Source organism: Rhizobium sp. BK316 (assembly GCF_014193695.1).
Classification (GTDB): domain Bacteria; phylum Pseudomonadota; class Alphaproteobacteria; order Rhizobiales; family Rhizobiaceae; genus Rhizobium.
The window spans coordinates 401,966-414,486 of the sequence record NZ_JACHZR010000001.1; the positions used below are offsets into that span (position 1 = coordinate 401,966).

Here is a 12,521-nt window from a genome sequence, read left to right on the forward strand (position 1 = left end):
AACGAATCAGATAACCCTTAATCGGCACCAGCACATGTTCGCGTCGTTGGCGTGAAGGTGCGCGGCGCTCTCTTCAAAACCGCGCGCGAATGATACTCCCGGCGCTGCCGCAAAGCTATAGAGACTGTCAATTTTCGAGGATCAATTCGGTGGGTTGCGTGCACTTTTTTGTGTAGCGATGCCGGAATGCCAGCCATGTCTTATTTCCGCCCTTGAGGATCTTGATCTTTCAGAACATTGGCGCACCATCTTACTTAGCGAAGGCGAAAATCGCTGAGGCAGACCTTTATAGGAGGGCCTATGCTGAACAACTCCCTATTTGATGCGTTCACCCGTAACTACGAGTCTCGCCGCGAGACGGATATGTCTATCGCGGATTATCTTGCTTTGTGCAAGGAGGATCCGATGGCCTATGCCAATGCCACCGAGCGGCTGCTGGCGGCAATCGGCGAGCCTGAGATCGTCGACACAGCCAAGGATTCGCGGCGCGGTCGGGTGTTCATGAACAGAACCATTCGAACCTACCCGGCCTTTTCAGGGTTTTTCGGTATGGAAGAGACGATCGAACGCATCGTTTCCTTTTTCCGGCATGCGGCCCAAGGCCTCGAAGAGCGTAAGCAGATCCTCTACCTGCTCGGCCCGGTCGGCGGTGGTAAGTCCTCGCTCGCGGAACGCTTGAAGCAGCTGATGGAGGTCAATCCGATCTATGTCCTGAAAGCCGGCGACGACTTGAGCCCGGTCTTCGAAAGCCCCCTCAATCTCTTCGATCCCCTGACCATGGGGCCGTTGTTGCTTGAGCAATACGGCATTCCGACCCGCCGCCTCAGCGGCCTCATGAGCCCATGGTGCCTCAAGCGCCTTGATGAATTCGACGGCGATATCTCTCGCTTCCGCGTGGTGCGAATCCAGCCATCGAGACTGCGCCAGATCGCGATTTCCAAGACCGAACCGGGTGACGAGAACAACCAGGATGTCTCATCACTGGTCGGCAAGGTCGATATTCGCAAGCTTGAGCACTATTCGCAGAACGATCCCGATGCCTACAGCTATTCCGGTGGGCTCAACCGCGCCAACCAGGGCGTGCTGGAATTCGTCGAGATGTTCAAGGCGCCGATCAAGATGCTGCATCCGCTGCTGACGGCGACTCAGGAAGGCAACTATATGGGCACCGAGAATATCGGTGCGATTCCCTTCATGGGCATCATCCTTGCCCATTCGAACGAAGCGGAATGGCAGAGCTTCAAGGCCAACAGGAACAATGAAGCCTTTATCGACCGTATCTGCGTCATCAAGGTTCCCTATTGCCTCAGGGTCACGGAGGAACAGAAGATCTATGAAAAGCTGATCGAAGGATCGGAACTTGCGGATGCGGCCTGTGCGCCGGCAACCCTGGAAATGCTGGCTCGCTTCTCCGTCCTGTCACGGCTTCGCAAGCATGAGAATTCCAATCTCTTCTCCAAGATGCGCGCCTATGACGGCGAAAGTCTGAAGGAAACCGATCCGCGCGCCAGGAGCGTGCAGGAATATCGCGATGCCGCTGGCGTCGATGAAGGCATGGACGGAATATCGACACGTTTCGCGTTCAAGGTTCTTGCGTCGACCTTCAACCACGACGCGACGGATATCGGAGCCGATCCCGTTCATCTGATGTATGACCTGGAACAGGCCATCCGCCGCGAGCAGTTTTCCGAGGAGACGGAAAAACGCTACATGGAGTTTATCAAGGCAGAGTTGGCGCCGCGTTATGCGGAATTCATTGGCAACGAGATCCAGAAGGCCTATCTGGAATCCTATTCCGACTACGGTCAAAACCTGTTCGACCGTTATGTGGATTATGCCGATGCCTGGATCGAGGACGTCGATTTCAAGGACCCGGATACCGGTCAGATGCTCGACCGCGAACTTCTGAACCAGGAACTGACGAAGATCGAAAAGCCTGCGGGCATCGCCAATCCCAAGGATTTCCGCAACGAGATCGTCAAGTTTTCGCTCAGGTCGCGTGCTGCCAATGGCGGCAAGAATCCTTCCTGGACGAGTTACGAAAAGATCCGGGAAGTGATCGAAAAGCGGATGTTCTCGCAGGTCGAGGATCTGCTGCCGGTCATCTCATTCGGATCGAAGAAGGATAGTGAGACCGAAAAGAAACACAGCGAATTCGTCTCGCGCATGGTGGCGCGGGGCTACACGGAACGGCAGGTTCGCCGGCTGGTGGAATGGTACATGCGCGTCAAGCAGGCGAGTTAGGTAGGCTGTCCGAGCGAGTACCCATGTAGGAGCAAACATGCACATCATAGACCGGCGGCTCAATCCGCGCGGTAAAAGTTTGGAAAATCGACAAAGGTTTCTACGGCGTGCCAAGGACGCCGTGGAGCAGGCGGTAAAACAATCTTTGCAGAACCGCTCCATCCGCGATGTGCTTGATGGCGGCGAAGTCACTCTTCCGATCGGCGGCATGGCCGAACCGGGCTTCCACCGGGGCGGAGGCGGAATTCAGGACCGCATCCTTCCAGGCAATCAGGAATTCGTCGAGGGCGATTTTATCAAGCGGCCACCGGCATCGGGCCGTGGCCGGTCGAAGGAGGCAGGAGAAGGCGATGGCGAGGATGGCTTCCGTTTCGTGCTCACCCGGAAGGAATTTCTCAATATCTTCCTCGAAGATCTGGAATTGCCCGACCTCGCCAAACGCAGGCTGAGCGAGACCGAGGAGGTGACGCCGCAACGGGCCGGCTTCTCCGTTTCCGGCTCCCCCTCCAACATCGCCGTTGGACGCACGACCCGCCTTGCCATGATGCGGCGTCTTGCGCTTCACCGCCCGAAAGCGGAGGAAATCGAAGCGCTTCAGGAGCAGATCGACGAATGCGACAGCGAGGAAGAGCGTCTGGTTCTTGAGGAGAAGCTGAGGACGCTGACGACCAAGAGCAAGCGCATTCCCTATATCGATCCTCTCGACGTGCGCTACCGGCGCTTCGAAAACACGCCGAAACCTGTCGTCAAGGCGGTGATGTTCTGCCTCATGGACGTTTCCGGCTCCATGAGCGAACATATGAAGGATCTCGCCAAGCGCTTTTACCTGCTGCTCTATCTCTTCCTGTCGCAACGCTATGAAAAGGTCGAGATCGTCTTCATCCGCCATACGGAGAAGGCGGAGGAAGTCGACGAGGAGACCTTCTTCTACAGCCCGGCGACAGGCGGAACCCTGGTCTCCAGCGCGCTGGCCGCCATGCGTTCGATCGTTGCTGCGCGCTTCGATCCGACGGAGTGGAACATCTATGCGGCCCAGGCTTCGGATGGCGACAATTCCTATTCCGACGGCACTTTGACCGGCCAGCTGCTGCAGCAGGAAATCCTGCCGGTCTGCCAGTATTTCGCCTATATCGAGGTTGGAGAGGAAGGCGGGGACTCCTCGATCTCCCGGTCACCGCTCTGGACGCTTTATGATGAGATCCGCTCCGAGGGACTTCCCCTTGCCATGCGCAAGGTCTGCCGCAGGAACGAGATATTTCCAGTCTTCCACGATCTGTTTCAGAAGAAGACCGCCAAAGCGGGGGCAACGCCATGAAAGCCAGCACAGGGCATAAGGGAAAGCTGTTGTTTGAAGGCGCTGATTGGGATTTCCCGGCCTTGCAGCGCATTCATGACGCCTGTGAGGACATCGCGCTTGGAGAACTGGGACTGGATGTCTATCCGAACCAGATCGAGGTCATCACGTCGGAACAGATGCTCGATGCCTATTCTTCGACCGGCATGCCGCTCTTCTATCGCCACTGGTCCTTCGGCAAGCACTTTGCCCACCACGAAGCATTCTACCGCCGCGGGATGCGCGACCTCGCCTATGAGATCGTCATCAACAGCTCGCCCTGCATCTCCTACCTGATGGAGGAGAATACAGCGACTATGCAGACGCTGGTCATTGCGCATGCCGCCTTCGGCCACAACCACTTCTTCAAGAACAACTACCTTTTCAAGCTGTGGACCGATGCAGAGGGCATCCTCGATTATCTCGACTTCGCCAAGGGTTATATTTCCCGCTGCGAGGAACGCTATGGAGAGGTAGCCGTCGAGCGAACGCTGGATGCTGCCCATGCGCTGATGTCGCACGGCGTACACCGCTATGCCGGCAAGACGCAGGTGGACCTGAGGCAGGAGGAAAAACGGCAGCAGGAACGCCGCGCCCATGAAGAGAAGATCTTCAACGATCTCTGGCGGACGGTGCCTGTCGGTCAGAAGCGCAACAAGTCGGACCGCGATCTGGAGCACAGACGAGCCGCACTCGGTTTACCGCAGGACAATATCCTCTACTTCCTCGAAAAATCGGCGCCCCGGCTCCATTCCTGGCAGCGCGAGATCTTGCGCATCGTCCGCCACGTCGCCCAATATTTTCATCCCCAGCGCCAGACCAAGGTGATGAACGAGGGAACCGCCACCTACGTCCACTACAACATCATGAAGCGTCTGCATGAGCGCGGACAGATCAGCGACGGCAGCTATTTCGAGTTTCTGAAATCGCACACGAACGTCGTTTTCCAGCCCATGTTCGACGACCGTCGCTTTTCCGGCTTCAATCCCTATGCGCTGGGTTTTGCGATGATGCAGGATATCGAACGCATCGTGAAGGAGCCCACAGACGAGGATCGCGAGTGGTTTCCTGATATCGCCGGACGAGGCGATGCCATGGCTGTCCTGCGCGATATCTGGGCCAATTACCGCGACGAGAGTTTCGTCAGCCAGTTCCTCAGCCCACGCCTCATGCGGCAGTGGCGCATGTTCCAGCTCCACGACGATCCGGAGATTGAGGAGGGTATTCTGGTTTCGGCAATCCATGACGAGCGCGGTTATCGGCGCATCCGCCGGCAACTCTCACGCGACTACGACATAGGCCATACCGATCCGGCGATCGAGATCGTCGATGTCGATCTCGCCGGCGACCGCAGACTGCTGCTGCAGCACCGGGCCACCAATGACGAGTTCCTGGAAGAGGACGACCTGAAGCTCGTTCTGCAGCACCTTGCCGATCTCTGGAGCTATGACGTTCTTCTGGAAGAGCTCGACAGCAAGGACAGTATCGTGCGGAAGCACGTCGCCCATCCACGTAGCTTTTCGCGACAAAGCGAATTCGCCTGAGTGGGCGGGAACCTGCCTGCATTCAAGAGACGTGATTCTTCAAACGTGATTGGACAGGCAGCGCAGTTGGGGTCAACCTTCTGATGGGGGCGTGCAGTCTATTTTTCCGAATAGGAGGCCGCTATGGAACAATACGCAGTCGATCAGCTCAAAGCTATAGCCAGGGTCAGCCGCACCACTCCACAACTGTCTCGCGCCGAGCGCTTGGACCGGTGGGCGGAGCTCCTGGAAAGCGATCCCGCGCGTTCGCTCGTTACCCTTCGAGAAACCGAATATCTGCCCCGTGACCAGCGGGTGATGATGAGGATCGCCGGGTCGCCCATATCCGTAGCCTATGCCGATCCGGTTCTGCGTGCCGCAGGTCTCGAGGGCGATACCTATGGGGACGCCCAGAGCTTTTTCGATCTTAACGATCGGCAGCTGCACGGGCTCGTCTGCTCCTGCCATTTTGGAGCACAGGTCGATGCAGGTGTCGTCGCCCGCCATCTGAGGGCAGCCTCCATGCCAGGTGCGAAGGGTATCCTGGCACGCATGCGGCTGCTTTTCACGCGATAGGCTGCGGCCACACAATTTTGGCGACTAGAGACCGGGCAGCAGAACCGGGCCGGTGAAGTGCGGCACGTCGTAGCCGCGCTTCACCTGCGGCCGGGCGGCAAGCTGCAGATACCAACGGCAGACATTCGGGAAGTCGCTGAGATCGATCTTGTGGCGCATAAAACGCGAAACCCAGGGCCAGACGGCCATATCGGCGATGGAATAGTCGCACCGAATTCCTCGAGCGCGATCGAGACCTTCAGGCCGTTGGGTGTGATCCAGGTATAGAAATCGATCATGGGACGGTCAGTCGAACATCACTTCATCGACCGGCAGTTTTGCCATGCCGAAACGGCCGGTGAGGTCGGTGGCTCCTCCGACAAGGCGCTCGATGTCGCGACAAAGCCCCGGCATGGCAATCGTCGGCTCCCCCGATACCGTGCTGCGCACGCTGGAGGCCTATCAGAAGGCCGGTGTCGAAACGTTCATTCTTTCCGGCATGCCGCTGCTTGAGGAAGCCTATCGTTTCGGCGAAAAGGTTTTGCCGCGTCTCGACGTCAGCAGGGAAGTGTCGAAGGCGCGCAACTACACCTGGTCGACGCTCTTCGATCGCGACCTCTCGACCGTCAAGAGCGCCTGACAACACGGCAAGAAAGCAAGTTCAGTGGCAGCAAGCGAATTTCATCAAGCTGAACAGGAGGCAAGAGTCGCCGGGCTCGCAGCCCGCATTCTGAGGGCGATCGAAGCCGTGCTCGGCATGGCAGCTGCGTCTGTGCTTGCCGTGTTGCTCGTCATGGTACTGGTCACGGTCTGCATGCGCTACTTCTTTGCGGCAGGCTTCATTGGTGCGGAAGATCTCGGCATCTGGCTGCATGTGCTCCTGATCGCGCTCGGTGCGCCACTTAGCCTCAACAGTGCTCTCGCCATGCGTCTCGATGTCTTCGTCAACATGCTGCCGGAGCAGCTGCGTCCGGCAACGCAGATCGCAGCCGATGTTTTTACCGTGTTGTCCGGCTTGATCCTGAGCTTCGGCGGCAGCGAGATCATGACCATGCTTGGCGGCATGTCCCCAACGCTCGGCGTGCCGGAATGGATCCGCTTCGGTTTCCTCGGCGCCGGCGGCGCGCTGATCCTCATCGTCCTTCTGCTGCAGCGCATCGCTGAAGGGAAGGCGTTGCCGGTCCTGGTCTCCTTCGCGACAGGGGTGGCACTCTATGCCGGTATTCCGCTGCTCACCATCGAGCTTGACTGGCCGCCCAGTATCTTTCTTGGCCTGATGGCGGCAATCGGCCTGGTCCTCGCCGCCCCGCTGCCGCACGCCTTCCTGGCCGCCGCCTATATCGCTATCGCCTTCGGCAGCAGCCTGCCAGAACCGGCGATCGTCTCTTCGACCGTCACGGGCATCTCGAAATTCCTGCTGCTCGCCATACCCTTCTTCCTGCTCGCCGGCGGATTGTTGACGGCATCGGGCGTCGCGAACCAGCTTGTTCGCTTCGCTGCTGCCATGGTCGGCCATCGTCGCGCCGGACTTGCCCAAACGACGCTATTGACCAGTGTGCTCTTTTCCGGTGCCTCCGGCTCTTCGGTTGCCAATGCCGCCTTCGGCGCCTCGACCTTCCAGCCGGAACTCGTCCGCCACGGTTATCCGCCGGCAAAGGCTGCGGCGATCATCGCGGCAACCTCGGTGCTCGACAACGTCATCCCGCCGTCGATCGCCTTCCTGATTCTGGCGACCGCCACCAATCTTTCGGTAGGCTCCCTGTTGGTCGGCGGCTTCTTTGCCGGCGGGCTCATGGCCATCTGCCTTGCCGTTGCCATTCATCTGACTGTCCGCGATCAGGCACCGTTGCCGCGCGCCACGGCAGCGCAGCGCTGGCAGTCGGCCATCCAGGCGATCCCGGCCTTCGGTCTCGGTGTCATCGTCGTGGTCGGCATCCGCATCGGCATCGTCACGACGACGGAGGCTGCGGCACTTGCCGCCTTTTACACCTTCCTGCTCGGCATCGACGCGCGGCTTGGCGTCCTCTCGCTCTACGCCGCCTTCCGGCAGGCGGCTATCGAGGCTGCGGCGATCGGCCTGCTAATCGGCACGGCCGGCCCCTTTGCCTTCCTGCTCGCCGTCGATGATGTCTCAGGCCTGATCTCCAACCTGATGATGGCGCTTGGCGGAAGTGCTCTCGCCGTGATCCTGCTCTCCAACATCATTCTGCTCGTCGTCGGGCTGGTTCTCGATATCGGCGCTGCGATCCTGCTGTTCGGGCCGATCCTGCTGCCAGCCGCCGTCGCCGCCGGCATCGATCCCATCCATTTCGGCGTCATCATCGTGGTCAACCTGATGATTCACGGCCTGACACCACCTCTCGGCATGCTGATCTTCGTCGTCAGCGGCGTGACCCGTATTCCAGCCTCCGCCCTCTTCAGGGCGGTCGTTCCCTATCTGCTTGCCCTTCTCGTCTCGCTCGCAATCCTTTGCGCCTGGGCGATCCTCTTCTAACCGACAGGACCTCATTCATGGACAATCTCAACCGACGCAATTTCCTGAAGACCGCCGCGATTGCCGGCACTGCCCTTGCCGCACCGGCCTTCGTTCGCACGGCGTCCGCCCGTACGACGACGATCACCATCGCCTCGCTCCTCGGCGACGACAAGCCGGAGACCAAGATCTGGGTGAAGATCAGCGAGCTGGTCGAAGCCAAGCTGCCCGGCCAGTTCAAATTCAACATCGTCAAGAACGGCGCGCTCGGCGGCGAAAAGGAAGTGGCAGAGGGCGTTCGGCTTGGCTCCATCCACGCCAGCCTTTCGACGGTCTCATCGCTCTCCGGCTGGGCGCCGGAACTGCAGATCCTCGATCTTCCCTTCCTGTTCCGCGATGCCGATCATGTGCGCCGTACCGTCAGCAGCGATATCGGCGCCGATCTGAGGGATAAGCTGCAGGCGCAGAATTTCGTCGTCGGCGATTTCATCAATTATGGCGCCCGTCATCTCCTGACCAAGGAGCCGGTGACGCGCCCGGAACAGCTCAAAGGCAAGCGCATCCGCGTTATTCAGAGCCCGCTGCACACCAAGCTCTGGAGCGCCTTGGGCACGACGCCGATCGGCATCCCGATCACCGAAACCTATAATTCGCTGGCAACCGGTGTTGCCGATGCCATGGATCTCACCAAGTCCGCCTATGCCGGCTTCAAGCTCTACGAGGTCGTACCCTACATGACCGAGACCGGCCACATCTGGGCGTCAGGCATCATCTATTATTCCTCGACCTTCTGGGGCGGCCTCAACGATGAGCAGAAGACCGTCTTCCAGCAGGCGTCCAGCGAAGGTGCAGCCTATTTCAACCAGCTGATCGTCGATGACGAGGCGGCATCCGTCGAAGTCTCGCTGAAGAACGGCGGCAAGCTGTTGAAGCCGGAAGCCTTCGAGGAATGGCAGAAGGGTGCCAAGAGCGTTTGGGACGATTTCGCTCCCATCGTCGGCGGGCTGGACCGCATCAAGGCCGTCCAGTCGGCCTGAAGAAACTTTGACCGCAAGGCTGGCCCGCCAGTCAGCCTTGCCTACCAGCCAGCCTTGCCCACCCCTTGGGGCGCCGCTGATGCCGTCGAGTTCACGCCGGTTCCTCTTCCAGTATTTTTACCGGCCGGTCCCACTGGATGAGCACGACACAGCCCGTATCGCTCCATACCGAATGTTCGGTACCCGGTGCATTGACGATGTAACTGCCGCGGCCGTAATCGCCCGCTTCATCGGATTGGACGCCGTCAAGCACAAGGATCGTTTCCAGCCCCTCATGGCGATGGCGGGGAACGCTGGCGCCGGCCTCGTATTTCAGCAGTGCGACGCCTGGCTGATCGCCTTCGAAGCGGCGGATCCAATGGATGGTGACCTCGTCGCGGAAGGGGCCGAATTCCAGATCCTTCCAGCCGCCGGATGTCAGCAATTCGCGGGTCGTTTCAGGCATGAGCGATGCTTTCCAGGATATCGTCGACACGGGCCGTCCAGCCGACGATCGCGCCCTGGGCACGGATCATGGCGATGGCGGCCGCCTTGAATTCGGGGAAATAACTCTCTGTCGCCTCCTCGGCGAGCAGGCATTCATAGCCGCGGTCATTCGCCTCCCGCATGGTCGTCTGCACGCAGACTTCGGTCGTCACACCGGCGAAGACAAGCTGCTTGATACCTTTGTGCTGCAGCACTTCGCCGAGATCGGTGGCATAGAAAGCGCCCTTGCCTGGCTTTTCGATGACCACTTCGCCCTTGACCGGCGCAAGCTCCGGCAGGATCGCCGTGCCGGGTTCGCCCGAGATCAGGATCCGGCCCATGGGGCCTTCATCGCCGATCCGGAGCGTCGGGTTGCCGCGATCGCGTTTTGCCGACGGCAGGTCCGAGAGGTCGGGCCTATGACATTCCATCGTATGGATGACCGGCAGGCCGGCATTGCGGAAGCCCTGGATGAGGCGTTTGACATCGGGCACGATCCTGGTGATGCGACTGACATCATTGCCGAGGCTGGCGCCGAAGCCGCCAGGCTCGGCGAAGTCGCGCTGCATGTCGATGATGATGAGGGCGAGCCGGTCGTGCTTCACCGGAAAGGCGAAGGGTTCTGCCTTGATCTCCGCCATCAGTGGTGTCCCGCCATGTGGGCGCCGATGACGCTGATATCGGCGGAAAGGGCCGGGGTCTCGTAGACCAGCCTGCCCTCGGAAATCACCATGATGCGGTCCGACATTTCGAGCAGCTCGTCGAGGTCTTCAGAGAGCAGCAGCACGGCCGTACCGGAATTACGCGCCCTCATGATGCGGGCGCGGATTTCGGCGACGGCCGAGAAGTCGAGGCCGAAACAGGGATTCGAAACGATCAGCAGATCCACTTCGCCGGTCAGCTCGCGGGCCAGAACGGCGCGCTGCACATTGCCGCCCGAAAGAGCTGCGATCGGCGATGAGGAGGAGGCTGTCTTCACCTTGAAGTCGGAAATCAGCGCTATGGCGCGTTTCTTCATCTTGCCCTTGTTCAGCCAGATCGCGTCCTTGCCGTCGGCCTTCAGATCGAAGGTCCGGAAGGCGAGGTTCTCGCTGACTGTCATGCGCGGGGCGCAGGCATTCTGCAGCGGCTCTTCAGGGATGAAGCGGACATTGTTCTTGCGGGTCTCCGGACGTGTCGCGCCATAGATCTCGCCGTTGACGCTAACACGACCGGTATCCGTCGGCCGCTGTCCTGCAAGGATTTCCGTCAGCTCCTTCTGGCCGTTGCCCGATATGCCGGCGATGCCGACGATCTCGCCCGAGCGGACCGTGAGATTGTCGATCTCGATGGTCTTGAGGCCTGAGCGGTCCGGTGCTTTGACTTGCTCGACGGTCAGGACCGGCTTGGCGCTCTCGGAAACCGGAACGCGGGTGTCGAGTTCAGCGAGCTTGACGTCGCCTATCATCATTGCCGCCATATCGGCGGTGGAGAGCTCGCCGACCTTGCCGGTGCCGACCAGCTTGCCGCGCCGCAGGATCGACACGGCATCGGCGAATTTCGTCACCTCGTGGAATTTGTGGGAGATCATCAGCACGGTCAACTCGCCGCGCTCGGTCATGCCACGCACGAGGCCGAGCATTTCATCGGCTTCGGCGGGCGTCAGCACCGAGGTCGGCTCGTCGAGCACCAGGAAGGAACGACCGAGATAGAGCTGCTTGACGATCTCCAGTTTCTGCTTTTCGCCGGCGGCAAGCTCGCTCACCGGACGATCAAGCGGGATCTTGAACGGCATGCGCTCCATGAAGGTCGCAAGGTCTTTCCGCTCTTTCGCCCAGTTGATGATCGCCGGGACTTCCGCACGGCTGATGACGAGGTTTTCAGCACCCGTCAGCGACGGGACCAGCGTGAAGTGCTGGTAAACCATGCCGAGGCCATAGGTCGCTGCATCCTTGGGTGAAGCGACCGCCACTTCGCGGCCGTCGACGGAAAGCGAGCCCGATGTCGCGTGGTAGAAGCCCATGATACATTTGACGAGTGTCGATTTGCCAGCGCCGTTTTCGCCGAGCAGAGCATGAAAGCTGCCCGAAGGCACCTTGATCGAGACGTGGTCGAGCGCGGTGAAGCTGCCGAAGCGCATCGTCATGTCGATCGTGTCGATGCCGACGGCTTTGCCGGCTTGCGGGAGGGGAGTGTCGCGGACGGTGCTCATGGCAGCTGGCTCACAAGCGTTTCGGAGTTGGAAACGGAGCCGAAGACGCCGCCCTGCATCTTCACCATCTTGATGGCTGCGAGGTGGTTACCATAATCGGTCGCGCCGCAGCAGTCCTCCAAGAGCAGGCACTCGAAGCCGCGGTCGTTCGCCTCGCGCATGGTGGTGGAAACGCAGACATCGGTGGTGATACCGGTGAGGATGATGTTCTCGATACGCTTCTGGTTGAGGATCAATTCCAGATCGGTGGCACAGAAGGAGCCCTTGCCGGGTTTGTCGATGATCGTCTCACCCTCGATCGGGTAGAGTTCGGGAATGATGTCCCAGCCGGGTTCGCCGCGGGTCAGGATGCGCCCACAAGGCCCGGGATCGCCGATACCAGCGCCAACGCGCTGCGAGCGCCAGCGCTTATTGGCTGGCAGGTCGGCGAGATCGGGACGATGGCCCTCGCGGGTGTGAATGATGGGGTAGCCCTTGGTGCGCATGGCGGCCAGCACCTTCTTGATCGGCTCGATGGGTGCCTGGACCAGTGACAGGTCGTAGCCCATGTGGTCGACATACCCGCCTTTGCCGCAGAAATCCGTCTGCATGTCGATGATGATGAGGGCGGTATTGTCCGGCCGCAGGGCGCCGTTATAGGGCCAGGCATAGGGATCGGCGTCAATATAATGTCCTTTGCTCTCGACCATGGCGTCCATCG

10 protein-coding genes and 2 pseudogenes are annotated in these 12,521 nt (G+C 59.9%); 7 read left to right on the forward strand and 5 right to left on the reverse strand.

Annotated elements, in window-relative coordinates:
- Positions 1–300: 300 nt before the first annotated feature.
- The 4 genes from FHT87_RS01755 (at position 301) to FHT87_RS01770 (ending at position 5,676) form a co-directional block, all read left to right on the forward strand.
- Positions 301–2,244, forward strand: a complete 1,944-nt coding sequence (locus FHT87_RS01755) for a PrkA family serine protein kinase (protein ID WP_183799017.1) — start codon at positions 301–303, stop codon at positions 2,242–2,244.
- 37 nt (positions 2,245–2,281) lie between these two features.
- Positions 2,282–3,559 carry a YeaH/YhbH family protein gene (locus FHT87_RS01760; RefSeq protein WP_183733297.1) on the forward strand — a complete coding sequence of 426 codons (1,278 nt, stop codon included), beginning with the start codon at positions 2,282–2,284 and terminating at the stop codon, positions 3,557–3,559.
- On the forward strand, positions 3,556–5,121 hold the full coding sequence (locus FHT87_RS01765; protein ID WP_183733294.1) for a SpoVR family protein: 1,566 nt from the start codon (positions 3,556–3,558) through the stop codon (positions 5,119–5,121). The genes FHT87_RS01760 and FHT87_RS01765 overlap by 4 nt, the downstream gene beginning before the upstream one ends.
- Before the next feature lie 123 nt (positions 5,122–5,244).
- Positions 5,245–5,676 (forward strand): hypothetical protein, encoded by a 432-nt coding sequence (locus FHT87_RS01770; protein WP_183733291.1) that lies wholly within the window; start codon positions 5,245–5,247, stop codon positions 5,674–5,676.
- Between the two features lie 24 nt (positions 5,677–5,700).
- Here FHT87_RS01770 and FHT87_RS01775 read toward each other — a convergent pair.
- Positions 5,701–5,883 (reverse strand): annotated as a pseudogene (locus FHT87_RS01775) (glutathione binding-like protein); the annotation flags it as partial.
- Between the two features lie 178 nt (positions 5,884–6,061).
- Between FHT87_RS01775 and FHT87_RS01780 the strand changes: the two are divergent.
- The 3 genes and pseudogenes from FHT87_RS01780 to FHT87_RS01790 form a co-directional block, all read left to right on the forward strand.
- Positions 6,062–6,295: pseudogene (locus FHT87_RS01780) on the forward strand (alkanesulfonate monooxygenase); the annotation flags it as partial.
- 24 nt (positions 6,296–6,319) lie between these two features.
- Positions 6,320–8,149, forward strand: coding sequence for a TRAP transporter large permease subunit (locus tag FHT87_RS01785; RefSeq protein ID WP_183799020.1), 1,830 nt, complete (start codon positions 6,320–6,322; stop codon positions 8,147–8,149).
- A 17-nt stretch (positions 8,150–8,166) separates the two neighbouring features.
- Complete coding sequence (locus FHT87_RS01790) at positions 8,167–9,165, forward strand: TRAP transporter substrate-binding protein (RefSeq protein ID WP_183733286.1); 999 nt, start codon at positions 8,167–8,169, stop codon at positions 9,163–9,165.
- Between the two features lie 91 nt (positions 9,166–9,256).
- Here the strand turns inward: FHT87_RS01790 and FHT87_RS01795 are convergent, their stop codons facing one another.
- The 4 genes from FHT87_RS01795 to FHT87_RS01810 are packed head-to-tail and all read right to left on the reverse strand — an operon-like array spanning position 9,257 to position 12,519.
- Complete coding sequence (locus tag FHT87_RS01795) at positions 9,257–9,610, reverse strand: cupin domain-containing protein (RefSeq protein WP_183733283.1); 354 nt, start codon at positions 9,608–9,610, stop codon at positions 9,257–9,259.
- Positions 9,603–10,271 carry a cysteine hydrolase gene (locus tag FHT87_RS01800; RefSeq protein WP_183733280.1) on the reverse strand — a complete coding sequence of 223 codons (669 nt, stop codon included), beginning with the start codon at positions 10,269–10,271 and terminating at the stop codon, positions 9,603–9,605. The genes FHT87_RS01795 and FHT87_RS01800 overlap by 8 nt, the downstream gene beginning before the upstream one ends.
- Positions 10,271–11,821, reverse strand: coding sequence for an ABC transporter ATP-binding protein (locus FHT87_RS01805; RefSeq protein ID WP_183733277.1), 1,551 nt, complete (start codon positions 11,819–11,821; stop codon positions 10,271–10,273). The genes FHT87_RS01800 and FHT87_RS01805 overlap by 1 nt, the downstream gene beginning before the upstream one ends.
- Entirely contained in the window at positions 11,818–12,519 is a 702-nt protein-coding gene (locus FHT87_RS01810; protein ID WP_183733274.1) for an isochorismatase family cysteine hydrolase, read from the reverse strand. Before FHT87_RS01810 ends, FHT87_RS01805 begins: the two co-directional genes overlap by 4 nt.
- Positions 12,520–12,521 lie beyond the last annotated feature (2 nt).

Bases quoted from the DNA above. Each gene is read 5' to 3' on its own strand.
- FHT87_RS01755 (WP_183799017.1), top strand. From the start codon at position 301: ATGCTGAACAACTCCCTATTTGATGCGTTCACCCGTAACTACGAGTCT.
- FHT87_RS01760 (WP_183733297.1), top strand. From the start codon at position 2,282: ATGCACATCATAGACCGGCGGCTCAATCCGCGCGGTAAAAGTTTGGAA.
- FHT87_RS01765 (WP_183733294.1), top strand. From the start codon at position 3,556: ATGAAAGCCAGCACAGGGCATAAGGGAAAGCTGTTGTTTGAAGGCGCT.
- FHT87_RS01770 (WP_183733291.1), top strand. From the start codon at position 5,245: ATGGAACAATACGCAGTCGATCAGCTCAAAGCTATAGCCAGGGTCAGC.
- FHT87_RS01790 (WP_183733286.1), top strand. From the start codon at position 8,167: ATGGACAATCTCAACCGACGCAATTTCCTGAAGACCGCCGCGATTGCC.
- FHT87_RS01795 (WP_183733283.1), bottom strand. From the start codon at position 9,610: ATGCCTGAAACGACCCGCGAATTGCTGACATCCGGCGGCTGGAAGGAT.
- FHT87_RS01800 (WP_183733280.1), bottom strand. From the start codon at position 10,271: ATGGCGGAGATCAAGGCAGAACCCTTCGCCTTTCCGGTGAAGCACGAC.
- FHT87_RS01805 (WP_183733277.1), bottom strand. From the start codon at position 11,821: ATGAGCACCGTCCGCGACACTCCCCTCCCGCAAGCCGGCAAAGCCGTC.
- FHT87_RS01810 (WP_183733274.1), bottom strand. From the start codon at position 12,519: ATGGACGCCATGGTCGAGAGCAAAGGACATTATATTGACGCCGATCCC.